The following is a 25,691-nucleotide window of genomic DNA, read 5'->3' on the forward strand; positions in this document are numbered from 1 at the left end:
ATAAATTCATAATGTAGGATTTTTTGGTTGATTGAGAATCGTTTACCAATAGGTGATTATATCCATCTTGTTATTTTAAATGCCTTTTAAGATTGTAAATCAATCTTCGGATATCATCTTTTGTATGATATGCACTCAAAACAATACGACTGACGATTGGCCCGTTTTCATCAGGGTAATTAAAATTGGTGAAAATAAATCCATCCTTGTTTAGGGCAGATGCCACTTCGGTATTCTCAAACTCGAAGGTTGGATGGCCTTCCATATGGTTGAAAAATGATGGATTTTTTAATTGTGATTTAAAATAAAGGTAGTTGGTTTTGAGCGTTTTCAATCGTTCGGAAAACAATTCTTTGGCATTCAATAGTGTTCCCATAAATGAAGGTGAAGCCGGACTTGCGCCACCATAAAACGATGTAGATTCCAAAAATTGAATATCTTCTTTGTCTCCAAAAACGGCCCCTGCTTGCATGCCCAAAGCCTTGCCGAGTGAACAACAAACCAAAAGTTTGGCTGACTTTAGTACTTTGAGCATACTAAAACAACCATTGCCATGATCACCAACAATGCCAATACCATGGGAATCATCACCGATTAAAATCACTTTATCCAAGGGGAGCTTGGTAAGACTTTTAAAGTCGGGATATTGCTGACCTGAAAAATCAATAGTATCAAAAAGAACAACAGGCAACAGTTTGTTCTTATCAACCTCTTTCGATACAAGCTGGCCCAATTCATCAATACTTGATGTTGTCTTTATACCGTTTATTAGAAGTGCGGTATGGGCGTGTGGTGCGGCAAATACCGTGTGCCCTTTTTCCAATAGGGTCTGAACCACCAATTGTGCCGCCAAATAACCAGAGGACATCGTAAGACAATCTTCACTGCCCACCCATTCTGCCAAATAGTTTTCGGCCTTGCTATATATTTCTAGTGATACATTTGATTTTCGTGATGCGCCATAGTGCATACCATAGTTCAGTACGTTCTGAAGATATACATCTTTGAAGGGCTCATAGTTTTGAAGCCCTAAATAAGAGGTGCCGCCAAAATATAAATGGGGTTTGCCATCAATGATGATTTGTCTGTCAGGAATGCGATCTATTGAATGGGCCATTACAGCAATTCTATTCCGCTACCATTTAACTTTGGAAAAATAACTTTTCCATTTCCCAAAATTTCTACTCCTGTGGCAATGTCTCCTTTTAATAGCATAGCGCCATCCATATCCACATAATCTAGTTGTGGCAACAATTGTGCTATGGCAGAAATACCTACAGTGGATTCTGTCATGCAACCCACCATCAACTGTAGCCCTAATTCCCTGCCTCTTTTAATCATGCGCCTAGCTGGAGTTAGCCCTCCACATTTGGTCAATTTAATGTTGATGCCATGGAAATAGGGTCCGCATTGCTCCACATCACTTTCTATAATGCAGCTTTCATCAGCAATAACGGGTAGCACGGATTGTTCCTTAACCAAGGCCATACCTTCCCAATCATCAGCTTTAAGGGGTTGTTCCAAAAACTCTACGCCAAGCTCTTTTAATAAAGGGGCATTCTTGATAGTTTCCTCTGCGGTCCATGCGGTGTTGGCGTCAATTCGGAAAATACTATCTGTATGTTTTCTGAGTTCCCTTATAATGGCAACATCGTCGGGGGTCCCCAATTTAATTTTATACAGGGGCCAAGGTTTTTCTTGAAGTTTGGCCACCATTTTTTCTATAGTGTCAATACCGATGGTGTAATTCGTAATGGGATATTTATCAGTATTGGTGCCCCAGATTTCGTAGAGCGGTTTGCCTTTGAGTTTGCCATACAGGTCGTTTGCGGCCAAATCTAGGGCACAAAGGGTAAATTTATGGAGGTTCAGGGACTCTAAATGCTCATAAAAGTTTTCAGGAGTATCAAAGTCATATGCTTCAATTTGGTCTCTGACGGCTTCTATTTCTGCCATCATTCCTTCGATGGTAATTTTATAGTAGGGATTAGAGGTGGCCTCGCCATAACCTGTTTTACCATCAAGGGATAAACAAACAACCAAAGTGTCTTGCTCATCTCGGGATTCTCTAGAAATGGTAAAAGTGTGTGCTAGTTGAAGCGTATATTTCTTGAGTGCTGTCTGCATAGTTAGTTGGGAATTGAGTCCTGCTAAGATAGGGCTTCGGATAAACATAATAAAAACAAAAGCCCACTGAAAAATCAGCAGGCCTTTGCATATTTAAAGGGAATTGGATTAATATTTACGAACGCTGCCCGAAACGGATTTTTTGGTGTTTACACTGGCCTCTCCAGTATATTTAATGTCCGCTCCACTGCTGGCATCGGCCACCAAAGACTCCGAAACATTCACGGAGATGTCTGCACCGCTACTGGCATCAGCGTTACATCTTTTAACCATCAGGTCTTTCGCTTTAATGTCCGAACCACTGCTGGCATCGGCATAAAGAACGTCTGCTTGACCAGAAACCTTGATGTCTGCACCGCTGCTTGCATCGGCAGATACTTCGCCTGCTACAACTTCTACGTGCAGGTCGGCACCGCTGCTGGAATCTAGTTCAATGTTTTCTGCTTTGATTACATTTTGTGCGATAAGGTCGGCACCGCTAGAACTTTCCAATGCTGTAACCTTAGGTAGGGTCACATAGACATTTTTTGTAGCTCTGCCAATGTTCTCTATGGCATGGATTTTAAGTCTTCCATCCTTAATATCGGTTCCGATAAGATCAATGATGTTTTCATCAGCTTCTACCGAAATGTTGAAATCGGATCCTTGGGTTACGAATACATCGATACCTTCGGAAGCTGATACGACATCAAAATCCTCTTTTACATCGCGGCTTTCCTCAACGATTTCGCCGTTACCTGTTTTTCCGTTGCCGAAGTTCATATCTATCATGCATGAGGATGCAAATAACGATAGGAGCGCGGCGATTGCTAATCTTGCTAGTGTTGTCATGATTGTTGTTTTTTTATGCTCAGCTCGACTGGGCATCTATTGATTGATTTTGAAAACTGATTTGTTAACTACTGAATTAATTTCAGTGTAAATGTCTGTTTAAATGTGTGTATTTTGAATTAAGATTTACTCAATTGACGAATTAGGGGGCTCAATTGTTACTTTTTTCCCCAGCTTTAACTTTTATCCCATCTTCGTTGATTTTCATTTCAAACGAATCTTGGTTGTCTTTGATGTCGATATCGATACCATCTTCATTGATTATGATTTTGCCATTGCCTTCGGAATCATCGTCATTGTCTTCTGGACAATCCAAGCACTGCAGCTCTCCGTCGTCACCCATCAACCAGTGTTGACCTGCCATGCCACTTCTATAAAAACCTTGGTCGTTGTCGATTCCTCGACCAATATAGCGGTTGGTTGAATTATCAAAATAAACGGTCTTCCCTTCTGGAACATAAATGGTTATGGTTACTTCTTGGTTTCTCGCTTTGTTTGATGTTTCCGTGGTCAAATATTTGTCCAGCATAATTTCATTGCCATCAACCGTATAGGTATATGTAATGCTCCTAGCGCGATCTCGGGCAGCTGGGGTAGAGCTTCCATCAGCATCTTTCCTAATGTTTATACTGATGGAGTCCGTATCCGACTTTCTTATTTTGATATCCACATCGTCAGACATCAAAATGCGGTTGTCATTTTCGTCATAACCAAAGGTCATCCTTCCAAAATGAACGTCGTCTCGGTTGTAATCCCTGTGCGCATCATCCTTCATGGTGATCATCAGCGTGTCGGACGGAATTTCTAGCGAAAGTTCTGTCCTATCATTAACACTTCCTGTGTATGAGAATTCTGCAGCCTGACGGATTCCTAGCACAATTAGGGTACCCACGGATATCAACCAAAGCCCCAAAAGAGCGAACTTGGCAATGTTACCGATAGATTTTAGGTTGGTAACCAAGATCTTCAGTCCTAAATAAAGGAGGAAGAAGAACGGGATACCCACAGCAAAGAACAATAAGATGGATACAACCCATACCGGTGCCCCGGAGGTGTTCACAATCTCGTAAAAATCGATACCCGGTACATGTACCGCATCGAACATACCTACCGTAAACAGACCGAAGAACAGTCCTACCAAGGTAGATGCCCCGATGATAATCAATAGAATACCTATGAACTTACCGAACACTTTAAAAAGGAACAGAATAATGTCCCCTATGGTATCGAAAAAGGTCTTGGAGCTGCTTTTGACCTTGTCGCCTACTTTATCGTAGTCAACGCTTTTTACTTTTTCGGCAACATCATCAAACCCCTCTTTAACTTTGCGTTCTATATTGCTGATGTTGACGGGCTCCCCCCGCATATCTAACTTTTGCGAGGTGGTAGCGGCTTCGGGAACCAAAATCCAAAGCAGGATATAGGCGATTAGACCAAAACCACTGGTGAAAATGGCCAAAAGGATAAATATGAGCCTTATCCAAAGGGAATCAATGCCCAAATAATGTTCCAGACCGGCACAAACACCACCGATATATTTATGGTCTACGTCCCTATATAGCTTTTTGGCCCTACCGGTAGGTTCTGCATGGGATCTTTTGGGTTCGTCCTCAAAAATATCCTCATCCACCATGTAATCTTCGGGTTGCCCCATTACTTCGATTACTTGGTCCACCTCTTTATGGGTGATTACCTGTCGCTCGTTTTCCATTTTCTCCAAAAAGAGTTCGGCAATCCTTGCCTCGATATCGGCAATGATCTCGTCGCTTCCCTTGGTACCTGAAAATGATCGTCTTATGGACTCCAGATACCGTCTCAGCTTGTTATACGCGTCGTCGTCTATATGGAAGAGCGTATTTGCTAAATTTATATTTACTGTCTTGTTCATTTTTTGATTCTATTTTGTGTTGGTTACCAGATTGACTGCATTTCTTAGTTCATCCCAGGTACCATTGAGTTCGTTAAGGAACAACTGGCCTGTTTCTGTAAGGGCGTAATATTTGCGAGGTGGTCCCGATGTGGATTCTTCCCAACGATAGTTGAGCAATCCGGCATTCTTTAGCCTTGTGAGCAAAGGATATATGGTACCTTCCACTACTAACATCTTTGCGTCCTTTAAGGCTCCCAGAATTTCTGAGGCATACTTGTCGTCATCCCTTAGGATGGACAGGATGCAATACTCTAGAACCCCCTTGCGCATCTGTGCTTTTGTGTTTTCTATGTTCATAATTTCATGGTTCTATTAAATTAACTGTTCGTTTTTGTTCTGCCAAACTTTGTTTGGTAACGTTTCCACTCCATTCCCCTGAATTGGGCAGGGGAGTGGAAACGGTTCTTTGATTGATGATTTGATGTTTTTTCGTTTTTTGATTGATGGTTAAACTCCGTTTTACTTTGATTGATGATGATTGCTGTGGAGGTGATTAAGCTCCTTTATATATATATATATATATATATTACTTGATGAATTTAATGGTAAAGGGATATTTAAAATATTCCCCTTCGTTGGTTCTGATTGTGGCCAAAATGGTAAACACAATGTTTACGATACCGAGGGACACCTGTAAAAATCCAGATATGCCCACAGGCCAAATCAGTCGTCCTAACCTAAAATCGTCACTATCTATATGAATGTTTAGGTTGTTCAAATCGCTGAGGTCGTGAAACCCGAAAAAATTCCAATCGAACAGGTCTGGCCAAAATCCAATAAAAAAAGGAATGGTGATCAAACCTGCCACGATGGAATAAAGCAACATACTAATTTGAAAGTTTAATGCCTGTTTACCATTATAATCCACAAACTCATGCTGCTTCTTATTGGCCGTCCATAGTATCAACGGGAGTATAAAATTCCCGAAAGGAATAAAGTACTTCGAGAACATGGACGCATGGATGATTGCGGATAAATTTCGTTCGTGTTTGGTGATTGTAGTTGCCATTTTTGATTGATGTTTTTTGATTGTAAAGGGGTTAACCTATTAGCTTACCATGCAAATATATATCCAAAAGACAGTACTATGCAAAACAAAGTACTATAATTTAACATAAAATTAACAATTATAAGTATCATCTTTTTGCCTATTTTTAAGCCAAACAAACCTAAGTTATGGCATTGACACCCAGTAAAATCAACACATTCACGTTTTTAAAGCTCCCTTCGGCCTGGTGGTGCGGGGTACGGCTCAAGTATATTGATGAAAAAAAAGCAATTACCACGGTAAAGCATAAATGGATGAATCAAAATCCGTTTAAATCCATGTTTTGGGCCGTTCAGGGGATGGCCGCCGAGCTCAGTACTGGAGCTTTAGTGATGAATGAAATCCAGAAGTGCGGTAAAAAAGTATCCATGCTCGTGGCGAACAACAAAGCTACCTTTACCAAAAAAGCTACGGGGAGAATCAACTTTACTTGTGAGGATGGTGAATTGATTGCTGATGCCATTAAAAAAACCGTAGAAACAGGCGAAGGACAAACTTGCTGGATGAAATCGGTAGGGGTAAACCAAGATGGGGTAGAAGTATCCACTTTTCATTTTGAGTGGACGGTGAAGGTGAAGGGATAGTTATGGTTAAAGGCTAAGGTAAAAAGTTGGAGTACATCGGATTTCCTTAAACTGTAACAAAACAACCATTTTCCCAACATATAAACAGAAATCAAAAAAACTTAAAAACAATCAAATAATGAACGCACACGAAATCGACTACCACATTTACGGCGAAGAAATGCAATATGTGGAAATAGAACTGGACCCACAAGAAGCTGTCGTTGCCGAAGCAGGTACTTTTATGATGATGGATTCCGATATTAAAATGGATACCATCTTTGGCGACGGTTCCAACCAGGACAACAGTGTGTTGGGCAAGATGTTTTCTGCGGGTAAACGTCTCCTCACGGGCGAGAGCCTTTTTATGACGGCCTTCTTGAATATTGGACAAGGTAAAAAGCAAGTAAGCTTTGCTTCGCCTTATCCAGGTAAAATTGTTCCCATAGACCTTTCCGAAAAAGGAGGGAAGTTTATTTGTCAGAAAGATGCATTCCTATGCGCCGCTAAAGGCGTTTCCGTTGGGATTGAGTTCTCCAAACGCTTGGGACGTGGTTTTTTTGGTGGTGAGGGTTTTATTATGCAAAAATTGGAGGGTGATGGTATGGCCTTTGTTCATGCAGGTGGAACCATGGCCAAAAAAACATTGGCACCTGGAGAGACTTTAAAAGTAGATACGGGCTGTATTGTTGGTTTTTCCCAAACTGTGGATTACGATATTGAATTCATTGGAGGTATCCGAAACTCCGTATTCGGTGGAGAAGGACTTTTCTTTGCTACGCTTCGTGGTCCGGGAACCGTTTATGTCCAATCCTTGCCATTTAGTAGATTGGCCAGTCGTGTTTGGGCTGCTGCACCCCGTGGCGGCGGAAAAGATAAAGGTGAAGGAAGTATCTTGGGCGGTCTTGGCGATTTGTTGGATGGGGATAATAGATTCTAGATTTTTAGAAGTCAGAAGTCAGAAGTCAGAAGTCAGAAGTCAGAAGTCAGAAGTCAGAATCTGATATCTGAAGGCTGATGCCTTATATCTGAAAAAAATTAGTTCTTTTGTGGATATGAATTTCAACGATCTGTTCCACTTTCTGGAAGAACTTCAACAAAACAACAATAAAGAATGGATGGATGCCAATCGCAAATGGTACAAATCTCTTCGGAACGACTTTATCGCTTGGTTGGATGATTTGGATATGACCATGGCCCAGCTCCATGACGATTATTACCCAACTTCGGGTAAAAAAGGCATCAATAGAATCAATAATAATTTGATGTTCCACCCGAACAAACCCATTTACAAAGATCATTTTGGGGCGGGTTTGGACAAGGCTCCCAATTCGGCCGATTTTTATATCGAAATTGGACTAAAACATTGCTTGCTGGCAGGTGGTCGTTGGCGACCCGATTCCACAACACTACGAAGTATCCGCGATGCAATAGATTATAATGGCGAGGAGCTGCAACAGATATTGGATAAGCCATCTTTCAAAAAAATGTTTAGAGGTCTGTACGAGGACGAGAAACTTGTTTCATCACCCAAAGGATTTTCCAAAAATCATCCGCATATAGAACTCCTGCGCAACAAAACCTTTGCCGTAGAACTTGAGTTGTCCAAAGAAGAAGTCCTTGGTAATGATTTCAAAGAAAAAATAGTCCAAGTCTATAAGGAAATGCTTCCTTTTCGCCAATATTTAAACCAAGCAGTAACCGTTTAAACCTGACCATGAAATACGGAAATGTAAGAAATATCAAAAAAGAGATTTTATCCGACAATTGGTATACTTTGAACAAAGTAACTTTCGAGTATCAAAAAGAAGATGGAGAATGGGAAAAACAAATACGTGAAGCTTACGACCGTGGCAACGGGGCCGCCATACTTCTTTACAATGTTGAAAAAGGAAAGTTGGTATTGACCAAGCAGTTTAGAATGCCCACTTATTTAAATGGCAACAAAGATGGAATGATGGTAGAAGCTTGTGCTGGACTGTTGGAGAAAGGCAATGCAGAGGAGACCATTAAAATGGAAGTGGAGGAAGAGACCGGGTATGAAATCGATAAGGTGGAAAAGGTTTTTGAAGCTTACATGTCACCTGGTTCGGTGACAGAGATACTATACTTTTTTATTGGTGAATACAATGATGCCATGAAAGTAAGCGAAGGGGGTGGCGCTGAGGATGAAACAGAGAACATTGAAGTGTTGGAGCTCGATTTTAAAAAAGCACTGGAAATGATGAAAACGGGCGAGATTAAAGATGCCAAGACCATTATGCTTCTACAATATGCTCAGATTCAAGGGATTTTCGATCAGTAGTTTTCGTAGAGACCTTTTAGGGTATTGTACATCGTTTTTCTTATTTCTGAAGATGGGACCCTAAAATGATTATTCATAAAACTAAAGATGAGCAGTTGGCCCGATTTTGTCTTCACATACCCACTTAAATTATAATTGTTGCCTACAGATCCCGATTTGGCAAAAAGGAACGGTTCTGTAGTCGGGTCTTCCCATGTTTCAACCGTGCTATCTGGTCCCCACAATGGAAATATCCCAAAAAGGCGTTCCTCGGGAACTTCATTATAAAGTTTCTGAAGGATTTGTACAAAGGAACGCGGGGTAAACAAATTATATCGTGAAAGTCCTGAACCATCTACCCACCGAGGTTGATGTTCTAAATCTTTCAAATGATGCTCCAACATAAAATTAATAGCGCTTTTTGTACTCAATGTATCGGAAACATTGGCCGAAGCTGCCAATAGTAATTGTTCGGCCAAGAAGTTATCACTCTTAAAAAGCATTCTCTTGAAAATAGAATCATTCTCTATCCCATAGACCGTATGTTTAACACCCTCCGGGAAATGATGTGATAAAATAATTTTTTTGTCGAGGGCAGATTCCAATAATTGTTGGGTTAAACTGTCACTGGTCACAAAAGGTACTTCCAAAGTGTCTTTCTGAGTCGGAGAAACATAAAACCGATTGTATAACTCCTCTCGTTTCAAGGTAGTATCCTTCACTGATGTTTTATTAAAGAAAGTATTGGGAGAAACCTCCAATCCTTCAACATTGGAAATGGTTGCCACATTGCCATATAGGGGCATGGCGGATTTCTCAGGCGAAAAAGAGGTGTCATAATCTTCCCAGGCCCAACCCGGTCCGTAACGATTCTCATTATGGTTTTTGGTATAAAGTGCAATGGTTTCCTGATTTCTTAACCAATGTATCGCTGTACTGTCCTTAAAATAGGGGTGAAGCCAAGATGGGTCGCCTGTACCTTCAATAAACAAGGTATCGTTGGCCACGGCGTATTTTAGTGTAGGAATGTTTTTGGGAAGAAGTTTCAATCCCGTATAAAGGGTTACAATCTTTGTATTACTGGCAGGGGTGAAGTATTTGTCACCATTACGGTTATAAATTTCTTTTCGGGTATTGGCATCGATTATTACCACGCCATGAAATGAATTTCCCAAATGATTATTTTTCAATTGGGAGTTGACCATCTTTTTGGTAGAATTACATCCAATCGAAAGGAATAAAATAGATAATAAATTAAAAATCAATAAGTTATGTAAACTCTTGTTTAATGCGTACATATGTGCAGTTCATCGATTTTAACAACAGGTTGTTCAATTTTTAACTGGAAATTGAGCTTTATAAACAGCTTTTTTAGTAATTTTAAGGACAACCTAATACGCAATTTAATCAATTTAATATGCCTAGAGCTATGTTTGATTACACCAAAACTGTCCTTCAGAAGGTGAGTTTTGATGTTAAACTTTTCATGAGGGAGCTTCGGAAAGCTATTTCGAGACTATTGCCAAGTGAAGTAGAAGAACTTAGAATCTGGTTGCAATTTTATATTGTGGACAAACCAGAGTTACATTCAACATTAATCTTATTAAAAACATAAAAGAAGAGCCGCTAAAAAGCGGCTCTTTTAATTTTTACCCAAAGGGCTGATTATTTTTACGTCCTGAAAAGCAATGGCTCCACGTACAATGCTGGAAATGACCTCTCGTAACGCATCGGTAATCTGTATTTTTAGCTCACTTTTATGATAAATTAGACTTATTTCCCTTGCCGGGGTAGGCTTTTGGAAGGACTTAAGATTAATCTTTTTATTTTCTTCCAAATGCAAAGTGTTCAAGTAGGGCAATAAGGTCATGCCCATTCCCTCATCGGCTAAGCTTACCAAAGTTTCAAAACTTCCGCTTTCTATTTTAAAATGTTCCCCACGAAGGTTTTGTGATGCTTTACAAAGGTTGATGACGCCTTCGCGGAAACAATGTCCGTCCTGTAATAAAAGAATATCACTGACATCTAGATGATCTGTGCTCAAAAGTTCCTCCGAAGCCAATCGATGGTTCTTGGGAACGTAACCAACAAAAGGTTCATAATACAATGGACGTTCTTTTATAAATTCTATCTCCAAAGGGGTTGCTGCAATTCCCGCATCTAAATGACCATCCATAACGTTCTTGATCATTGTTTTGGTAGATTGTTCTTTTATAATCAGATTTACCTTGGGATATTTCTTTATAAAAGCATTTAGGAACATCGGAAGCAGTGTCGGCATTACTGTAGGTATGATTCCCAAGGTGTAGTCTCCTCCGATATATCCTTTGTCTTGATCTACAATATCTTTGATTCGTTCTGCTTCGGCAACAATGTTCTTTGCCTGATCAACTATTTTTTTGCCAACCTCTGTTATGGTAATAGGTTTTTTGCTCCTGTCAAAAATGAGCACATCAAGTTCATCTTCTAATTTCTGAACCTGCATGCTCAAGGTAGGTTGTGTAACAAAACTCTTTTCTGCGGCTAGGGTAAAGTTTTTGTGCTCTGCTACGGCCAATACATATTGTAGCTGGGTAATAGTCATTCAAGTATAAGTTTAGGGCATAAATGTATAAAAAACTATCAGGTAAATCTATAGAAAGAACAGAATCCTCGGAGTATAGCTCGTATAAAAATAAATAGCCTGCATTGAGCAGGCTATTTGATGATTGATGATATTTTTTGATTAAAACCTTATGGTAAATTCTAAATCTTCCTCGTTCACTTGAAATTGGGCACTGTCAAAACTAGGAGGTCCCATTGTCATGTCGTTTCCGGACATTCCATAACTCTCTTTGGGCATACCATTGGACTGATAATCCATTCGGTTGTTCTCATTGGCGTCGTGCATGGCCATAACGGCATAGTTGCCCGGTGCAACATCTGTAAATGTCAGCGTCACTTTTCCATCTTCAATGGTACTTTGAAGATTTTGAACGCCAGGTCCTTTCATAAAAGTTTCTGCGGTGTGAAGTCCTGCGAGTACTTTTCCTTCATTACTGGTTATGTTGTCGATAGTAATAGTGATGTCCACCCCCGACTTTTTTTGGGCCATTGCTATTAGACTCACAAAGAAGAAACTTAAAGCTAGTGTAACAGTTTTCATAATGTTTGTTTTTGATGTTTTGTATGACTCAAAACTGAGAAAGAAGCTTCTTCTATAAAATTCCAAGCTACTGAAATGTTGATTTTTGGGTGTGAATTGTAATAGTGAAAATGGGTTTTCAATTCATCTTTAAAAAACTACAATTGGGTATTTCCTTTTCGTTTGGCAAGGTTGCCGAGAGCAATTTTGTAGCATCAATCAAAACGAGCAGTCATGAAAATCATCATCAATCTAGTCACCTTTTTATTATGTACGGGAGCTATTTTTTCCCAGCAGACCATCACAGGAAAAGTAACGGACGCTAAAAATAATCCAATTGAAGGCGCCAACATTTATTTGGAAGGCACTTACGACGGCGCATCGTCAGATGAGAATGGAAACTTTAGTTTTGAGACTACCGAGGAGGGCTTGCAAACGCTTATCGTCTCCATGTTATCCTATGAGTCGCATTATGAAGCTGGCGATGTTTCCTATTTCAAGGATTTGCATATAAAGCTATTGGAATCGGTCAACTCGTTAACAGGGGTTACTTTAACCGCAGGAACTTTTGAGGCTGGCGATAACTCCAAAGTATCGGTGCTAAAACCTTTGGATATTGTTACCACGGCCGGTGCTGCGGGTGATTTTGTGGCGGCCCTGCAAACGTTGCCGGGAACTACAACCGTAAACGAGGATGGACGGTTATTTGTACGAGGTGGTACGGCAGGTGAAACACAGGTTTTTATTGACGGGCTACGAGTTTTTCAGCCTTTTAATGCCACTGCCAACAATACGCCGACACGTGGAAGGTTTTCACCATTTCTTTTCAAGGGTATTTCCTTTAGTACGGGAGGGTATTCGGCGGAATACGGCCAAGCGCTGTCCAGCGTACTTTTATTGAACACAACCGATGTGCCCCTACAGGAGAAAACCGATATTTCCATTATGAGTGTGGGGGGAGGTATTGGCCACACCGAGATATGGGGCGACCAATCCTTGAGTCTCAATACCAGTTACATGAACTTGGCTCCCTACGAAGCTTTGATTCCGTCGACCCAAGGAGTGCGTTGGAAAAGTCCGTACGAATCCCTTTCGGGCGAAGCTGTTTTTAGGAGTAAAGGCGAAAAGAGCATGTTTAAACTTTACACGGGTTTTAACCATGCCAATTTGGATATTGAGCAAGAGGACATCAATTTTGATGATTATGTCCGATTCCGTTTGAAAAACAATAATCTGTACTTCAACTCATCGTACAAGTACTATTTTGAAAATGATTGGAGTCTTACCTCGGGGGCTTCTATTGCTTGGGATACCAATGATATAGATATTCAAGAAAATAGGGTGGATGCCAATGAAACATCATCACATATTAAGGTAAAGGCAAGAAAAAACTTTAGTAATCGATTGGACTTAAGCTTTGGTGCCGAATATTTTAATACCAAGTATGATGAAACCTATACGGATTTGAATAATGAATTTTACAATGGATATAATGATGGTTTGTGGGCCGCTTTTGCGGAATCTGATATTTTCTTGAGCAATAAGTTTGCGATGAAGTTGGGTGTTCGGGGAACCCAAAGTAGCCTTTTGGATGAATTTAAGGTATCGCCAAGGGTGTCATTGGCCTATAAACCAGGAGAGGAAGGGCAGTTTTCATTGGCATATGGAGATTTTTTTCAGCGACCACTAACCGAAGTGGTTAAGTTCAGTCAAGACTTACAAATGGAAAAAGCATCGCACTACATTCTCAATTATCAATACATCAACAATGGGAAAACCTTTAGGACAGAGCTTTATTATAAGAATTATGACCGATTGGTAAAGTATGATACGGATATGCCACAGTTTAATTCAAACTTCACCAATTTAGGAAGCGGGTATGCAAAGGGTATCGACATATTTTGGAGAGATAGCAAAAGCATTGAGAACCTTGATTACTGGGCATCCTATTCCTATTTGGATACAGAGAGGAATTACCAAAATTTCAGCGGAAAGGCGGCCCCAAATTTTGCGCCAAAGCATAATTTGTCGGTGGTCACCAAATATTGGGTGAATAAGTTGAGGTCTCAAGTTGGTTTCTCCTATTCCTACGGTTCTGGTAGACCTTACAACAACCCCAATAGCTCCGGTTTTATGCAGGAAAGAACAAAATCTTACAACAACCTTAGTTTTAACTGGGCCTACCTTATCGACCAACAAAAAATTTTATATTTCTCTGTTAGCAATCTTCTGGGTATCAATAATGTGAGTGATTATCAATATGCAAATACTCCAAATGGAGACGGGATATATGATAGACGGGCCATTACGCCACCAGCGGATAGTTTTTTCTTTGTTGGATTTTTCTGGACGATTAGCTCTGATGGGAAAAGTAATCAATTGGATAATCTATAATCTATTGCTGCATTTTGAGATAGTAATCCACGGAGTGTTTGCCAGAGCCGTAAATAATAAAAAAGAGGCATAAAATTAAAACAACGATGGCCAAAATTAGGTTGTTGGTGTTCATGTCCCCTAAAAAATTAGTGAGTATTGCTCCAAAAAGAATGGGTAGTTGGGCAATGGCAGCCCACCTAGTAAGAAGACCTACCACTATTAAAATACCTCCAACAAAATGTGCGGGAACAATATAATGTAGAATGAGCATACCTCCAGGTATGTTTTTGAACGGACGTGCCATTTTCTCCATTTCCATGAAATTGGACATGAACTCAATTCCTTTGACAAAAAGCACGACCCCAAGCATAATTCGTATCAAATCCAAAAAAAGATAGGTATGGGCGTTGGCCCATTTATTGAGATTTTTAATCGAACCCATGGCGATGAAGTTTAAGGTTTTGTACATAAGATACTCATTTTTAGTTTCTTATAAAATAAAAGTGTTGTTAAACCTATAAAAACCGTAGGGTTGGTATAAAATTATGTATAAACGAACCTTAAGAGTCGGTGAGAGTCAACTCCATTTGAATGTCACTGCGTGCATAAGGAGAAGCAATTTTGGTTATTTCCTTAAATCCCAGGTTTTTGTACAAGGATAGGGCGGGAGCTAACTTTCTGTTACTTTCCAAAAAGATTTTCTTTGCACCCAACTGCTTTGCTTGCTCAATAATGTGTTGCCCCAACAATTTGCCAACACCTTTCCCCTGTGCTTTGGGAGATACTCCCATTTTTGAAAGTTCAAAATCAAAACCATCATACTGGCAAGGAATAAGAGCGCATACACCTACCGGATTTCTATCAAGCAGTGCAACGGCTATATAACCTCCTTTATCCAAAATGTATTCTTTAGGATGATGGAGCGTAATGCGATCCATTTCTTCCATTTTGAAATATTTGGTAATCCATTCCTCGTTCAGCGTCCTAAATGCATCTTTAAAAGCTTCAGAATAAGGGACAATGGTAAATGGTATGTTCATTCAGGGTAATTTTCAAGGTTTCATTGTTAAAAATAAATCGAATTCTGTAACATTGTATAAGCTGAAACCCAATTTCTATGGATTGTAACTACTTATCCATCAATTCGCAGAACCGTTCAACGAAAAAATTACCAGTTGGGCGATTAAATATGTAGATTTACATTATAATTAGTCATAAAATTCTTACAAGTTCCCAAATCTTGCTGATGAGACTATTAAAAACATATGAACCTGACCCAATCAGGAATATTAACCTACAAATCCCAATCGGCTATGGAGATAAAACTACCCCCGTTTTTTCAAACCACATTTCCGTCCCAATTTGAGCGTTACCTTTTTGCGCTATTGATTGTTTTATTTCTAGGTCTGCCTTTGCAGGCCCAAGAAGAAAATAATCCCTATGTAAGTTACGATGTCCCATTTCAAAATTTGTTGAAATTCAACAGGTTTTTGATCAATCCAACATTTTCTTCCATTCGAGAGGATAAATCCTATGTAAACTTTTTCCATAGAAGTCAAAGTGCTGATTTCGATAATAATCGGCAAAACTACTTTTTGAGCTATAGCGGTAGACTTAACGATAAAGTAGGACTTGGCTTTAGCTTATACAACCAACAAGCAGGAGTAATCTCCAATTTAGGGGTAATGGCCAACTATTCCCATGGCATCCAATTGGGGGAGGAGAGCAGCCTAACTTTTGGTGTAAACATTCCTTATTATGTAAGCAGCTTTGATCCAAGTAGAGCAATAACACAGAATCAAGACCCCTCTTTGGGAGAATTGGAGGAAAGTTCCGTGATTTCGTTTCAACCTGGACTTAATTTAAGTATTGGAAAGTTCGATTTTGGTGTCTTCGCTCAAAATTTGGTGGATTATAATATAAAATCAGGAAAATCCTTGACCAATCTTAACCAAAAGACTTTTTCTGGTCACATTCAGTTTGCACACGAGTTCGAAAATGGAAGAGGAATTTTTGAAGATGGTAGGTTGATGCCTTTGGCACGCGCTCGTTTTGAAGGAAATGAAGACCCTGTTTTTGGAGGAGGTATCATTTTGGATCTTCCTAAATTGGGTTGGATCCAAGGTGGCTACGACCAATTTTATGGAGCATCTGCCGGTACTGGGTTTAACTTGAACCAAAGGCTGTCCTTTGGATATAATTTTGAAAAAAGTTTGACCAATAGTATTGCCAATCTAGGGGTTACACACGAAATATCCATTGCCTATTCTTTTGTTCCCAATCTTTCCAAAAACACATTCGTTTCTAATGAAGAGGAAGAGAAAAAGAAGATTGAAAATTCAGCTGTAGCTGATGCAAGTGATGAAGCTGAGAAAACGAAGCAACAAAGTAAGTTGGATGTAGAAACCACATTGCGACCATACAACAAGGAGGATAGGGCCTATTGGGAGGAGCGTATAGCGCAATTACAGGAGCAACAAGAGGACAGTTACGCTGTAATTGATGATCTGCTTTACAAAATGGATTCCATGAAGCAAAGTAGAGAGCAGGAAATGGAAAAACGCTTTGAGATGGTTATGCGAATCGTTAAAAGGCACAACGGAAATGAGATTCCTGATATTGAGAAGAATGCCCAAAAATTGTACTTGGCGGACAATCAGGATTTGGACTCTGTTTATAATGCAATTGAGGTTTCAACCACTGCAGCTTTAGCCCAAAACACTACACCGGTCACTAAACAAACGAAAACGAAAAGTGAGGGAACGTTTAATGGTGGCGATTTCAAACCTATAGAAAAGTTTATCAATCTAGAAGGTGTTGGACAAGGACACTATATTGTGGCCAATGTGTTCAAAAATGAGATTTACCTTAAAAACTTTATGCAGGAGCTAAAAAGTCAAGGGTTGGAAGCACAATATTTCAAGAATCCGGATAATGGCCTCAACTATGTTTATTTGGCCAAATATGAAGAGAATGAAAAGGCATATGCTGCCTATAAATCTCAAATGAAGGGAAAATACCAAGATGAAATTTGGATTATGCATGTTGAAAATCCAAGGTACTCCAATTGGGCAGATGCCATTTTCCAAGATATTGAATAGTTAGGACTTTAGTTTTTCATATGCTTTGCAATACTTTGACTTCCAGAATCTTGACGTTCTTCAAGCTCTGAAATTATTTTATGGTGGTCATCCGCCCGCGTTTGAGATAATTTATAAGTAGCCTGTATATCCGATACTTGTACTTGAAATCCTACTACACCTTTTACCTGACGAAGCGTCTTTGGAGACAGATTTTTAAGGGAAATCGGATTTTTAGAGGCTTTTTCATATTTATCCACCAATCGGAGCATGGAGGCCATGGTTTCTTCTTCCGTCAATACCTTTAGGGTTCCATACACATGCACAGCAATATAGTTCCAGGTGGGCACTTCCTCCTCTTTGTACCAGGAAGAGGATACATAGGCATGAGGTCCGTTAAAAATACAGAGGACTTCAGCTTCATCAGTAAAATTTTTCCATTGCGGGTTAGCCTTGGCAATATGTCCCACTAAAATATCCTTACCATTCTCATCGGTTTCTAATTCCAAAGGTATATGGGTGCCCCATGGTTTATGGTCCACAATGTTAATCAGGATACCAAAACTGTTTTGCCTTAAAAAGTCCCTGACTTCGTCAATATCTGGGTTGTTATAATGCGGTGGAATGTACATGATAATGAAAATGGTTGTCCTTAAGAATAGAAAAAGCCTAAAAATAATAAATATGATTCCATATAACCTTAATAGTTATCGAGCAAAAACACCTCGAACATAAAAAAGGCCCAGATTAGGGCCCATTTTAGTGATTGAAAGTTTTATAAGGATAAACTCATTCCATTGGTTTCATTTCTTCTTCGGCCATTTTGGCTTCCGCTTCAATTTTTTGAAGCTCCATTACAATTTCCGATGGGTCCCAATAACCGTGTTCCCTAACGATTTTCCCATCTACAAATTGATAGGTCAGATGCACAGGAATATCCACTGCTTTATTGTTGGCCGCCAAAGTGCCTTTCCAATCCAGCCAACAGTTAACCCAAGTTTCGCCATCATCGGTAACTACCATTTCAAATTCTTGGTTTTCATTTTGAAAACCTCTGGAGGCATAGTTTGCATCTGTTTGTTTGTGATATTCCATTGTTTCGCTAGCAGATAAAGCATTTTTGTTAGTGTTGTAATAAATTTTAGAAGTATCGGCATACATACTTGTATCGAATGATTTACTGTTGTAATTCGAAATCAATTTTTTAACCGTATCGATTTCTGGTGAGTCCTGCGTATACCTTACAGGACTTTGTTGGCAAGCACTTAATGCAAGTACAGCCATGGTACATAGGAGAATGATGTTTTTCATTGTTTCTTGGATTATGGTTAATTATTTATAATGAAAACCTCGATCAATGAATGACCGGAATTTATCCGCAGGGATACTTAAATTCAAGGCAATAGGTACCTAGAATGATGATTACGATAGTTGGCTTAAAAAAATGTCGGGTAATTTGGGAATACAACTTGCTCTATTTGGTCCTCAAATACAAAATTCAGTTGCAAGTAAAGGTCTATTTTATATGGGATACAGTCTGTAATATATGAGTGATTATATTTTATAACATCATTTATATAAATATAATAAAAATCTGTAAATGAGTGACTTAAAAATAGATGTTATTTGTGGAAAGAGCACGAATCTAGATGATTTTCTTACAGAATCATGTCTTGTACTTCCATTGTTGTAATAGTAAGATTGCGGTAATGAGATTTACATAAATCTTCTGGTTGATATTTGCTGGGAAATATATATTCATAGCAATCTTCAATCAAGTTTTCTTCTTACCTATTTTAAGGGTGTTCTGGATGCGAACTACAATCCATCCCCAAATATTTACAGTTGGGTAATCCTTCTTTTTAAAAACACGGTTCCCTATTCACCTTTGTGGCATCAATAATCATAAAACGACAGTCATGAATAAACTGATTTTATCGATCGTACTATTGGGAACTACATTTGTCAATGCTCAAGACCGTTACTCAAAAGGAATGGAAAAGGCTTTTGAGTTATGGCAGAACCAAAAAACGACGGAGGCATCCAATATGTTTGAACGTATAGCTACAGCGGAACCCGATAAATGGTTGCCCTATTATTATGTTTCTCAAATAAACACGGTGATTTCTTTCGGGGAAAAAGATGAGGATAAACTGAGCAAACAACTGGAAAGGGCCAAAGAATTTTTGGATGTGGCCAAGGCTATCTCTCCGGACAACCCTGAGCTCCTAATTCAAGAGGCGCTCATCAACACGGCTTGGATTGCCTTCGATGGGGCTACCTACGGAATGACATTATCCCAAAAAAATGCCCAGCTTTACCAAAAGGCAATGGAGTTGGCGCCAAACAATCCTCGTGTAGTATTCTCAAAGGCAGAATGGGATATGGGGTCAGCGCGTTACTTTGGCAAGGATACCACGCCATATTGTAAGGATGTGGAAAGAGCCTTGGAACTTTTTGCTACCTTTAAATCTGAAACTCCTTTTTACCCTTCTTGGGGCAAGGAAAGAGCAGAACAAGTTTTGGCAAACTGTGGGAAATAGAAAAAGATGAAACTTTTAATAAAAGAAATTCTAAAGGCATTGTTGATTGGGGTGGCTATTTTTATTGTGTCACTTATTATCTACTTTGTTAATGGTTGGGAATTCACCTTTAAGGAATTGTCCAAAGATTTTTGGGAGACCATAGTATTTTCCATAATCATCTACCTCTGCAATGCTGCTTCTTTTATTATGCTTATGCGGAAGTATGACAAAGAGCTGTTTACCCGTAAATACATTGGTTATGGAATCATAGGCAATATTGTTGCATCCATTATCGGTATTTTTTTGGCCCGTTTGGTTTTAAAGGTCTTGATCTATAAGGTTAGCCTTGGTGTTTTTCTTTCAGAGGAAACTCCACGGGAGTATTACATCTCTTTTTTAATTGCGATGGTTGTGGCTCTTGTTTTTTATGCCGCTTATTATTACAAGTACAACAAGGAAAAGCAAGTCAAGGAACAAAAGATAATTGCAGGTTCGGCATCGGCCAGGTTCGATGCGCTAAAAAACCAGTTAGACCCCCACTTTTTGTTCAATAGCCTTAATGTATTAACTAGTTTGATAGATGAGGACCCACATCAGGCCCAAAACTTTACGACATCCTTGTCCAAAGTATATCGTTATGTACTGGAGCAGAAAAATAAGGATTTGGTTACGGTGGATGAAGAGTTGAAGTTCGCTAGAACCTATGTGAGACTTCTAAAAATGCGTTTCGAGGATAGTATCATTTTCGATATTCCGGATAACTGCTCTCAACCTGAAGCCAAAATAGTACCGCTGTCCCTTCAACTATTATTGGAAAATGCGGTAAAACATAATGTGGTCACTTCATCACGACCATTGCATATTAAGGTTTTCGAAGAAGGCTCCAATTTAGTGGTGAGCAACAATCTACAAGAAAAGCAAGTGGTTAAAAAGAGTAGTGGCGTAGGGCTGCAGAACATAAAACAGCGGTATAATATTTTAACGGACCGTGAAATGATTATCGAAAAGACCGAAAAGAATTTTAGTGTCTTCCTCCCTATGCTTACCCAAAAATATACCGTTTTGGAAACTCAAGAGAGTTATATCGAGGAGAAACGATATGCAAATGCTAAAGAGCGGGTAAAAAACATTAAAGATTTTTATAGTAACCTAATGGCCTATTGCATTGTAATACCTTTTCTGTGGTGGCTTAACTTCCGCACCACGGATTTTTTATGGGCTTTCTTCCCAACCCTTGGCTGGGGATTTGGTTTAACCGCTCACGGAATGGCTGCTTTTGGTTACAATCCATTATGGGGCAAAAGTTGGGAAGAACGCAAGATTAGGGAACTTATGGAAAAGGACGACTTTTAGATATAAGATGCCAGATATCAGAAGTCAGATGTGGGAAGTAAGATGTCAGAGGTCTTCAATTGTTAATTGGTCATTGTAAATCGATAATTAAACTTTCCTCTTCACCCTTAATCCTTTCACCTCTATCAACCACAATTCATCCTTCTAAAATTACAGTTCAGGAAATCACTTTTCTTTTTGTAGTTAGGTATGCCGAATTTTACCCTGTAATCAAAAAATAAAACCGAACAATCATGGAAAATTCAAACGAACATCGCTACGCCAGAGCAAAAGAAAGAGTAGAGAATATTAAATCGTTCTACCATAATCTAATCGCTTATTGTATAGTAATACCTCTTCTGGTATACCTCAATTTTAGAACAACCGAGTTCCCGTGGGCCATATTTCCAGCCATTGGATGGGGGCTTGGTTTGGTGGGCCACTGGATGACGGCCTACGGACAAAACCCATTTTTTGGAAAAGAGTGGGAAGAACGTAAGATTCAGGAATTTATGAACGACAAAGAATTTTAAGAATGAGTATTTTTAGCTATAACATCACATCAAATAACAATACAATGGAAACTTCAGATAAAGAAAATAAATATATACGGGCAAGGGAACGCGTGGAAGAACTCAAAAAGTTTTATGGTAACCTGACTTCTTATGTCCTGGTAATTTCAGGATTGGCCCTGATCAACTACTTTACAAATCACTTTGCTTACGCTTGGTTTTTGTGGGCCGCTTTTGGTTGGGGTATTGGAATTGTTTTTCATGCTATTAAAACATTTGACCTGAACCCGTTTTTTGGTAAGCAATGGGAAAAACGCAAATTGGAGGAGTTTATGAGGGATGATGAACAAAACAATAAATGGAAATAATCATGGAAAATTTTAATAAAGAAAAGTATAACAGGGCCAAAAAAAGGGTGGACGAGCTCAAGGGTTTTTATATTCACTTGGCCATTTATGTAGTCATAAACACCTTTATTTTGATTAATATCTACCTTAGGTCAGAGAGTTTTTGGCAGTGGGAGCATTTTATCACATTAGTAGCCTGGGGAATCGGATTGTTTTTCCATGCTTCCAAAACCTTTGGGTTTAACCCGCTATTGGGAAAAGGCTGGGAAGAACGCCAAATCCAGAAATATATGGACGAGGACAAAGAGGAAATGAACAAGTACAAATAAGATGATGATAGATAAAAATATTGCCAAGGAAACCGCTAAAAAGCGAGTTAAAGAACTCAAAGGGTACTACAGTCATATTACCATTTTTGTCATCGTAAACGGCATCCTGTATCTTCTAAAGACAGGTGTTTTGACTTCCTTGTTGCCCGAAGCATTCCCAAAAGAATCTTATTACTACGATTGGATAAACGCTAATGTCATAATTTGGGGGCTTATTTTAGGGGTACACACACTGATCTTATTCCGAGATAAATTTACTTTTATTAAAAAGTGGGAGCAACGCCAAATCCAAAAATACATGGATGAGGATGGAGGCGAAACACATAAATAAGCATCGATACCATAACCAAAACACCAAACCATAATAACATGAATGTCCTAATTATTGAAGATGAAAAACCGGCAGCAAGACGGTTGTCCAGATTGCTCTCAGAATTGGAAATTGAGGTATCCACCATGTTGCATTCCGTAGAAGAAGCCATTATATGGTTTCAAGAAAATTCACACCCAGATTTAATCTTTTTGGACATCCAATTATCGGACGGTCTTTCCTTCGAAATTTTTGATGTTATTGAAGTGAAAAGCGCCATCATTTTCACCACTGCTTACGATGAATATGCACTCCAAGCTTTCAAGTTAAATAGCATTGATTATTTATTAAAACCAATAGATGAAGAAGAGTTGGAAAGTGCCGTAAAAAAGTACCGGAATTTTAAGCCGGAAAATCAAAAAATACCCATTGATTTTGAGGACATAAAAAAGCTTTTGGTAAACCCCTTGGAAAGGGAATTTAAAAAACGATTTACAGCTAGGGTAGGGCAACATTTAAAAATTATAAATGCCGACGAGGTGGAATGTTTTTATAGTGAAAACAAAGGGACCTATGCTGCAACTTCGGACGGAAGAAATTATTTGTTGGACACTACTTTGGAGCAGTTGGAGGAGGAGTTGGAACCACAAGCTTTTTTTAGGGTAAGCCGAAAATTCTACGTGAACATCAATCATATAAAAGACATCATTTCATACACAAATTCAAGGCTTAATATCAAATTAAATCATTTTGATGAGCACGAAGTGATAGTAAGTAGAGAACGTGTAAGAGACTTCAAGTTGTGGTTGGAGTAAATAATTTTAAAAATCTGAATATCAAAATATAATAATATTAAAAAACTAATTATAAGTTTTTCTTATAGTGGGTTTTATGCATTAAAATCACTGGTTTTCCTCAATACGATTATCATCAAAAGCAGAGGGTAGTAATTTAGGTATCAATTTAATGAAAATTGGGAGAAGTACCGCTCCACCGGGCAACATAAAAATGGCCAAAGAAGGAATGCTCTTAAAAATATCCAGCAACTGATTTTGTACTTTTTTCTTTTCTTCCGCACTTAAATCCTTAACAGTTGACTTGGATAAAAGGGCTACCAACTCCCTACTTTCGGTAAGCTCTTTTTTTAATCTTTTGCTATTTCTAAGAATCAGTTTACTCACATTTTTGGACATCCCATCATAGAATTGAACAGCCAAATTTTTGTTGCTTAGATAGGCAATTTTTTCTTTGTTCTCTTCAAAGAAATTTTCCACAAATTCCAACTCTAATTCCACCTCTTTTTTGGGCTTGTCAAGATCCTTTCCCAAACCAAAAATATAGTCGGTTTCGGTGTAGTCCAAAGTCTTATCTTCCCATATGGTCAAGCAGGCCATATCCAAAAAATAATCCCTTTCATTTCCAGTGAAATTTTGATTCAATAGGTCGGAAAAATTACCATCATATTTTGCTTTATCAAGATCAACATAAGTTAAAGATGACCCCAACAATTGAATCAATTTTGCATCTGAATCATGGGTCTCTTTGGAGTTGAGTGCATGGTACACAATGTTGATAGTAACATACTCCAAAAGTTGGGCGTGTTCCATCATGTTTTTTTTACCCCTGAGATAAATTATGAAGATGAGTATATCAACATATAGGAGTGAATTGGTCAAACTATTACCAAGGGCCCTACTAAAAGTATTGTCGCTCAAATAGATTCTGGAGTCGATTAATTTTTCCAATTGCGATTCTGTTTTGGACCCCGTCAATATCTTGTTCAAAAATGAAATTCGACTAACATCCAAAGATTGGTAATACTCAAATACTTTATTGACGAAATCTTCAAAATCAGTCTTTCCTACTTCAAAAGTATAGGTAAAGTACAGAGCGGTCAGTAAATTGATTTTAGCGATTTCATCCTCACTCAAGGTATGCTCCACCTCAATAAAGGAAGGTATGTTTAAATGAACGCCGTAAACGAACCCACTTTTTTTGAGTTCCCCATACAGACTATTGAAATCTTCAAATTTTGAAGATTCTTGTTCTACGAGATGACCAAACTTATTGATCCAGCCGGAGGCAGAAGGGTTCATTTAAATGTATTAGCACGTCAAAGTAAAACAATTTCTCTGACTTTGATTTACCCAATGTGACTCACTTCGATAAAATAACGTTAAGACAATTTTAACATTTAAAAACAAAACCCCTCTTCAAAAGGTTCCGTAGGTAGGGGTGTACAAAACTTAAAAAACAAGTAACATGAAAAAAACAACGAAATATCTATTAGGCTTGGGCGCCTTAGTAATTGGAGCTACCGTATTGGTTTCGGCAGACCATATAGATGCGCCTTCTTCGGCTGGAACCACTGCGGACATCGCCGATTTTTATGCTTTTGAACCAAGCGAAGGTTCGGACAACATTGTTTTTGTAGTAGACCTACAATCCAATGTGTTGCCAGAATTGGCTTATGGAACCTTTGACGAGGATGTACTTACCGAAATCAATATTGATTTGGATGGTGATTTGGTAGAAGACCAAGTGATTCAGGCTATCGCAAGAGATGGCAGAATGTACTTTTTTGGACCAATCGCTCCTTCACAAACAGGATTGAGCAGTGAAGTAAACACGGATGCTGCTTTGGGCGATGTGGAAATTTCAGGAGCTACGGCCATTGTGGAGACCACTTCAGACGGAGTATCCTTATTTGCTGGACCGAGACAAGATCCATTCTTTTTTGACTTTTTCCAGTTCAACGCGGTGATTTCCCCGGAAACGGATTCTGCTCCCAGTGGATTTTTACCACCAGAAGAAGCTGCTGACACTTTTGATGGTGCCAATACACTATCAATAGTAGTTGAGATTCCAAATAGTATGTTGGGAGTTCCAACAGCTACAAACGCCCTTGGACTTTCCGTCTACAAAACTTGGGTGACTACAAACAGAAAACAATAAGAAACTTTTAAATCGATA

Annotated in this window: 29 protein-coding genes; 15 read left to right on the plus strand and 14 right to left on the minus strand. The window is 39.0% G+C overall.

The features are described 5' to 3' along the window. Window positions 1-70 precede the first annotated feature (70 nt). From D2V08_RS10100 to D2V08_RS10125, 6 genes are all read right to left on the minus strand, one after another. Window positions 71-1,117, minus strand: a complete 1,047-nt coding sequence (locus D2V08_RS10100; RefSeq protein WP_119608046.1) for an aminotransferase class I/II-fold pyridoxal phosphate-dependent enzyme — start codon at window positions 1,115-1,117, stop codon at window positions 71-73. Further along, on the minus strand, window positions 1,117-2,127 hold the full coding sequence (locus D2V08_RS10105; protein ID WP_119608369.1) for a dipeptide epimerase: 1,011 nt from the start codon (window positions 2,125-2,127) through the stop codon (window positions 1,117-1,119). Before D2V08_RS10105 ends, D2V08_RS10100 begins: the two co-directional genes overlap by 1 nt. Before the next feature lie 108 nt (window positions 2,128-2,235). Beyond that, window positions 2,236-2,958 (minus strand): head GIN domain-containing protein, encoded by a 723-nt coding sequence (locus tag D2V08_RS10110; protein WP_119608370.1) that lies wholly within the window; start codon window positions 2,956-2,958, stop codon window positions 2,236-2,238. Between the two features lie 151 nt (window positions 2,959-3,109). Then, complete coding sequence (locus D2V08_RS10115) at window positions 3,110-4,846, minus strand: PspC domain-containing protein (RefSeq protein ID WP_119608047.1); 1,737 nt, start codon at window positions 4,844-4,846, stop codon at window positions 3,110-3,112. A 9-nt stretch (window positions 4,847-4,855) separates the two neighbouring features. Beyond that, complete coding sequence (locus D2V08_RS10120) at window positions 4,856-5,185, minus strand: PadR family transcriptional regulator (RefSeq protein WP_119608048.1); 330 nt, start codon at window positions 5,183-5,185, stop codon at window positions 4,856-4,858. Between the two features lie 229 nt (window positions 5,186-5,414). Further along, window positions 5,415-5,897 carry a DUF4870 domain-containing protein gene (locus D2V08_RS10125; RefSeq protein WP_119608049.1) on the minus strand — a complete coding sequence of 161 codons (483 nt, stop codon included), beginning with the start codon at window positions 5,895-5,897 and terminating at the stop codon, window positions 5,415-5,417. Between the two features lie 167 nt (window positions 5,898-6,064). Between D2V08_RS10125 and D2V08_RS10130 the strand changes: the two genes are divergently transcribed. From D2V08_RS10130 to nudK, 4 genes are all read left to right on the plus strand, one after another. Then, on the plus strand, window positions 6,065-6,520 hold the full coding sequence (locus D2V08_RS10130) for a DUF4442 domain-containing protein (RefSeq protein WP_119608050.1): 456 nt from the start codon (window positions 6,065-6,067) through the stop codon (window positions 6,518-6,520). Window positions 6,521-6,638: 118 nt separating this feature from the next. Next, window positions 6,639-7,439 carry a TIGR00266 family protein gene (locus D2V08_RS10135; protein ID WP_119608051.1) on the plus strand — a complete coding sequence of 267 codons (801 nt, stop codon included), beginning with the start codon at window positions 6,639-6,641 and terminating at the stop codon, window positions 7,437-7,439. 115 nt (window positions 7,440-7,554) lie between these two features. Next, window positions 7,555-8,208 (plus strand): DUF2461 domain-containing protein, encoded by a 654-nt coding sequence (locus tag D2V08_RS10140; RefSeq protein ID WP_119608052.1) that lies wholly within the window; start codon window positions 7,555-7,557, stop codon window positions 8,206-8,208. 8 nt (window positions 8,209-8,216) lie between these two features. Continuing rightward, complete coding sequence (nudK, locus tag D2V08_RS10145) at window positions 8,217-8,804, plus strand: GDP-mannose pyrophosphatase NudK (protein WP_119608053.1); 588 nt, start codon at window positions 8,217-8,219, stop codon at window positions 8,802-8,804. Here nudK and D2V08_RS10150 read toward each other — a convergent pair. Continuing rightward, window positions 8,798-10,081 carry a D-alanyl-D-alanine carboxypeptidase gene (locus D2V08_RS10150; RefSeq protein WP_119608054.1) on the minus strand — a complete coding sequence of 428 codons (1,284 nt, stop codon included), beginning with the start codon at window positions 10,079-10,081 and terminating at the stop codon, window positions 8,798-8,800. The two genes, nudK and D2V08_RS10150, sit on opposite strands and share 7 nt — an antisense overlap. Before the next feature lie 119 nt (window positions 10,082-10,200). On the opposite strand from D2V08_RS10150, the gene D2V08_RS17575 reads away from it, so the two are divergent. After that, the gene (locus tag D2V08_RS17575; protein ID WP_119608055.1) at window positions 10,201-10,398 is read left to right on the plus strand and encodes a hypothetical protein; all 198 of its coding nucleotides are present in this window, start codon (window positions 10,201-10,203) and stop codon (window positions 10,396-10,398) included. Window positions 10,399-10,425: 27 nt separating this feature from the next. On the opposite strand, the gene D2V08_RS10160 is transcribed toward D2V08_RS17575, so the two are convergent. Together D2V08_RS10160 and D2V08_RS10165 are read right to left on the minus strand one after the other, a co-directional pair. Beyond that, window positions 10,426-11,367, minus strand: coding sequence for a LysR substrate-binding domain-containing protein (locus D2V08_RS10160; protein ID WP_119608056.1), 942 nt, complete (start codon window positions 11,365-11,367; stop codon window positions 10,426-10,428). A 141-nt stretch (window positions 11,368-11,508) separates the two neighbouring features. Continuing rightward, the gene (locus D2V08_RS10165) at window positions 11,509-11,928 is read right to left on the minus strand and encodes a DUF2141 domain-containing protein (protein WP_119608057.1); all 420 of its coding nucleotides are present in this window, start codon (window positions 11,926-11,928) and stop codon (window positions 11,509-11,511) included. A 213-nt stretch (window positions 11,929-12,141) separates the two neighbouring features. Here D2V08_RS10165 and D2V08_RS10170 point away from each other — a divergent pair, with 213 nt between their 5' ends. After that, window positions 12,142-14,301 carry a TonB-dependent receptor gene (locus D2V08_RS10170; protein WP_119608058.1) on the plus strand — a complete coding sequence of 720 codons (2,160 nt, stop codon included), beginning with the start codon at window positions 12,142-12,144 and terminating at the stop codon, window positions 14,299-14,301. 1 nt (window position 14,302) lies between these two features. On the opposite strand, the gene D2V08_RS10175 is transcribed toward D2V08_RS10170, so the two are convergent. Then, the gene (locus D2V08_RS10175; RefSeq protein WP_119608371.1) at window positions 14,303-14,725 is read right to left on the minus strand and encodes a DoxX family protein; all 423 of its coding nucleotides are present in this window, start codon (window positions 14,723-14,725) and stop codon (window positions 14,303-14,305) included. A gap of 118 nt (window positions 14,726-14,843) precedes the next feature. Next, a complete protein-coding gene (locus tag D2V08_RS10180; protein ID WP_119608059.1) occupies window positions 14,844-15,323 on the minus strand; it encodes a GNAT family N-acetyltransferase in 480 nt (159 codons plus the stop codon). A gap of 225 nt (window positions 15,324-15,548) precedes the next feature. On the opposite strand from D2V08_RS10180, the gene D2V08_RS10185 reads away from it, so the two are divergent. Then, window positions 15,549-17,384: a PorP/SprF family type IX secretion system membrane protein gene (locus D2V08_RS10185; protein WP_119608060.1), complete on the plus strand. Its 1,836-nt coding sequence runs from the start codon at window positions 15,549-15,551 to the stop codon at window positions 17,382-17,384. Between the two features lie 8 nt (window positions 17,385-17,392). On the opposite strand, the gene D2V08_RS10190 is transcribed toward D2V08_RS10185, so the two are convergent. Both D2V08_RS10190 and D2V08_RS10195 read right to left on the minus strand, forming a co-directional pair. After that, a complete protein-coding gene (locus D2V08_RS10190; RefSeq protein ID WP_119608061.1) occupies window positions 17,393-17,995 on the minus strand; it encodes an FMN-binding negative transcriptional regulator in 603 nt (200 codons plus the stop codon). Window positions 17,996-18,152: 157 nt separating this feature from the next. Then, on the minus strand, window positions 18,153-18,674 hold the full coding sequence (locus D2V08_RS10195) for a nuclear transport factor 2 family protein (RefSeq protein WP_119608062.1): 522 nt from the start codon (window positions 18,672-18,674) through the stop codon (window positions 18,153-18,155). 608 nt (window positions 18,675-19,282) lie between these two features. Between D2V08_RS10195 and D2V08_RS10200 the strand changes: the two genes are divergently transcribed. From D2V08_RS10200 to D2V08_RS10230, 7 genes are all read left to right on the plus strand, one after another. After that, window positions 19,283-19,906 carry a tetratricopeptide repeat protein gene (locus D2V08_RS10200; protein ID WP_119608063.1) on the plus strand — a complete coding sequence of 208 codons (624 nt, stop codon included), beginning with the start codon at window positions 19,283-19,285 and terminating at the stop codon, window positions 19,904-19,906. 6 nt (window positions 19,907-19,912) lie between these two features. After that, window positions 19,913-21,241 (plus strand): 2TM domain-containing protein, encoded by a 1,329-nt coding sequence (locus D2V08_RS10205; protein ID WP_119608064.1) that lies wholly within the window; start codon window positions 19,913-19,915, stop codon window positions 21,239-21,241. A gap of 233 nt (window positions 21,242-21,474) precedes the next feature. Next, window positions 21,475-21,753 (plus strand): 2TM domain-containing protein, encoded by a 279-nt coding sequence (locus tag D2V08_RS10210; protein WP_119608065.1) that lies wholly within the window; start codon window positions 21,475-21,477, stop codon window positions 21,751-21,753. Between the two features lie 44 nt (window positions 21,754-21,797). After that, window positions 21,798-22,100, plus strand: a complete 303-nt coding sequence (locus D2V08_RS10215; protein WP_245980563.1) for a 2TM domain-containing protein — start codon at window positions 21,798-21,800, stop codon at window positions 22,098-22,100. 2 nt (window positions 22,101-22,102) lie between these two features. Continuing rightward, window positions 22,103-22,408 (plus strand): 2TM domain-containing protein, encoded by a 306-nt coding sequence (locus D2V08_RS10220; protein WP_119608372.1) that lies wholly within the window; start codon window positions 22,103-22,105, stop codon window positions 22,406-22,408. 1 nt (window position 22,409) lies between these two features. Continuing rightward, window positions 22,410-22,739 (plus strand): 2TM domain-containing protein, encoded by a 330-nt coding sequence (locus D2V08_RS10225; RefSeq protein ID WP_119608067.1) that lies wholly within the window; start codon window positions 22,410-22,412, stop codon window positions 22,737-22,739. A 38-nt stretch (window positions 22,740-22,777) separates the two neighbouring features. Continuing rightward, on the plus strand, window positions 22,778-23,533 hold the full coding sequence (locus D2V08_RS10230; protein ID WP_119608068.1) for a LytR/AlgR family response regulator transcription factor: 756 nt from the start codon (window positions 22,778-22,780) through the stop codon (window positions 23,531-23,533). Between the two features lie 87 nt (window positions 23,534-23,620). On the opposite strand, the gene D2V08_RS10235 is transcribed toward D2V08_RS10230, so the two are convergent. Beyond that, window positions 23,621-24,814 (minus strand): LETM1-related biofilm-associated protein, encoded by a 1,194-nt coding sequence (locus tag D2V08_RS10235; RefSeq protein ID WP_119608069.1) that lies wholly within the window; start codon window positions 24,812-24,814, stop codon window positions 23,621-23,623. A gap of 166 nt (window positions 24,815-24,980) precedes the next feature. On the opposite strand from D2V08_RS10235, the gene D2V08_RS10240 reads away from it, so the two are divergent. Further along, the gene (locus D2V08_RS10240) at window positions 24,981-25,673 is read left to right on the plus strand and encodes a DUF4331 family protein (RefSeq protein ID WP_119608070.1); all 693 of its coding nucleotides are present in this window, start codon (window positions 24,981-24,983) and stop codon (window positions 25,671-25,673) included. Window positions 25,674-25,691 lie beyond the last annotated feature (18 nt).

This window comes from Flagellimonas lutimaris (genome assembly GCF_003581615.1).
GTDB classification, from domain to species: Bacteria; Bacteroidota; Bacteroidia; order Flavobacteriales; family Flavobacteriaceae; genus Flagellimonas; species Flagellimonas lutimaris.

Excerpts from the sequence above, each read along its gene's own strand:
- D2V08_RS10175 (WP_119608371.1), bottom strand. The coding sequence starts at position 14,725 with ATGGGTTCGATTAAAAATCTCAATAAATGGGCCAACGCCCATACCTAT.
- D2V08_RS10160 (WP_119608056.1), bottom strand. The coding sequence starts at position 11,367 with ATGACTATTACCCAGCTACAATATGTATTGGCCGTAGCAGAGCACAAA.
- D2V08_RS10110 (WP_119608370.1), bottom strand. The coding sequence starts at position 2,958 with ATGACAACACTAGCAAGATTAGCAATCGCCGCGCTCCTATCGTTATTT.
- D2V08_RS10190 (WP_119608061.1), bottom strand. The coding sequence starts at position 17,995 with ATGTACATTCCACCGCATTATAACAACCCAGATATTGACGAAGTCAGG.
- D2V08_RS10215 (WP_245980563.1), top strand. The coding sequence starts at position 21,798 with ATGGAAACTTCAGATAAAGAAAATAAATATATACGGGCAAGGGAACGC.
- nudK (WP_119608053.1), top strand. The coding sequence starts at position 8,217 with ATGAAATACGGAAATGTAAGAAATATCAAAAAAGAGATTTTATCCGAC.
- D2V08_RS10165 (WP_119608057.1), bottom strand. The coding sequence starts at position 11,928 with ATGAAAACTGTTACACTAGCTTTAAGTTTCTTCTTTGTGAGTCTAATA.
- D2V08_RS10115 (WP_119608047.1), bottom strand. The coding sequence starts at position 4,846 with ATGAACAAGACAGTAAATATAAATTTAGCAAATACGCTCTTCCATATA.
- D2V08_RS10225 (WP_119608067.1), top strand. The coding sequence starts at position 22,410 with ATGATGATAGATAAAAATATTGCCAAGGAAACCGCTAAAAAGCGAGTT.
- D2V08_RS10240 (WP_119608070.1), top strand. The coding sequence starts at position 24,981 with ATGAAAAAAACAACGAAATATCTATTAGGCTTGGGCGCCTTAGTAATT.
- D2V08_RS10105 (WP_119608369.1), bottom strand. The coding sequence starts at position 2,127 with ATGCAGACAGCACTCAAGAAATATACGCTTCAACTAGCACACACTTTT.
- D2V08_RS10150 (WP_119608054.1), bottom strand. The coding sequence starts at position 10,081 with ATGTACGCATTAAACAAGAGTTTACATAACTTATTGATTTTTAATTTA.
- D2V08_RS10170 (WP_119608058.1), top strand. The coding sequence starts at position 12,142 with ATGAAAATCATCATCAATCTAGTCACCTTTTTATTATGTACGGGAGCT.
- D2V08_RS10220 (WP_119608372.1), top strand. The coding sequence starts at position 22,103 with ATGGAAAATTTTAATAAAGAAAAGTATAACAGGGCCAAAAAAAGGGTG.
- D2V08_RS10210 (WP_119608065.1), top strand. The coding sequence starts at position 21,475 with ATGGAAAATTCAAACGAACATCGCTACGCCAGAGCAAAAGAAAGAGTA.
- D2V08_RS10180 (WP_119608059.1), bottom strand. The coding sequence starts at position 15,323 with ATGAACATACCATTTACCATTGTCCCTTATTCTGAAGCTTTTAAAGAT.
- D2V08_RS17575 (WP_119608055.1), top strand. The coding sequence starts at position 10,201 with ATGCCTAGAGCTATGTTTGATTACACCAAAACTGTCCTTCAGAAGGTG.
- D2V08_RS10140 (WP_119608052.1), top strand. The coding sequence starts at position 7,555 with ATGAATTTCAACGATCTGTTCCACTTTCTGGAAGAACTTCAACAAAAC.
- D2V08_RS10205 (WP_119608064.1), top strand. The coding sequence starts at position 19,913 with ATGAAACTTTTAATAAAAGAAATTCTAAAGGCATTGTTGATTGGGGTG.
- D2V08_RS10135 (WP_119608051.1), top strand. The coding sequence starts at position 6,639 with ATGAACGCACACGAAATCGACTACCACATTTACGGCGAAGAAATGCAA.
- D2V08_RS10125 (WP_119608049.1), bottom strand. The coding sequence starts at position 5,897 with ATGGCAACTACAATCACCAAACACGAACGAAATTTATCCGCAATCATC.
- D2V08_RS10120 (WP_119608048.1), bottom strand. The coding sequence starts at position 5,185 with ATGAACATAGAAAACACAAAAGCACAGATGCGCAAGGGGGTTCTAGAG.
- D2V08_RS10100 (WP_119608046.1), bottom strand. The coding sequence starts at position 1,117 with ATGGCCCATTCAATAGATCGCATTCCTGACAGACAAATCATCATTGAT.
- D2V08_RS10195 (WP_119608062.1), bottom strand. The coding sequence starts at position 18,674 with ATGAAAAACATCATTCTCCTATGTACCATGGCTGTACTTGCATTAAGT.
- D2V08_RS10130 (WP_119608050.1), top strand. The coding sequence starts at position 6,065 with ATGGCATTGACACCCAGTAAAATCAACACATTCACGTTTTTAAAGCTC.
- D2V08_RS10200 (WP_119608063.1), top strand. The coding sequence starts at position 19,283 with ATGAATAAACTGATTTTATCGATCGTACTATTGGGAACTACATTTGTC.
- D2V08_RS10185 (WP_119608060.1), top strand. The coding sequence starts at position 15,549 with ATGAACCTGACCCAATCAGGAATATTAACCTACAAATCCCAATCGGCT.
- D2V08_RS10230 (WP_119608068.1), top strand. The coding sequence starts at position 22,778 with ATGAATGTCCTAATTATTGAAGATGAAAAACCGGCAGCAAGACGGTTG.
- D2V08_RS10235 (WP_119608069.1), bottom strand. The coding sequence starts at position 24,814 with ATGAACCCTTCTGCCTCCGGCTGGATCAATAAGTTTGGTCATCTCGTA.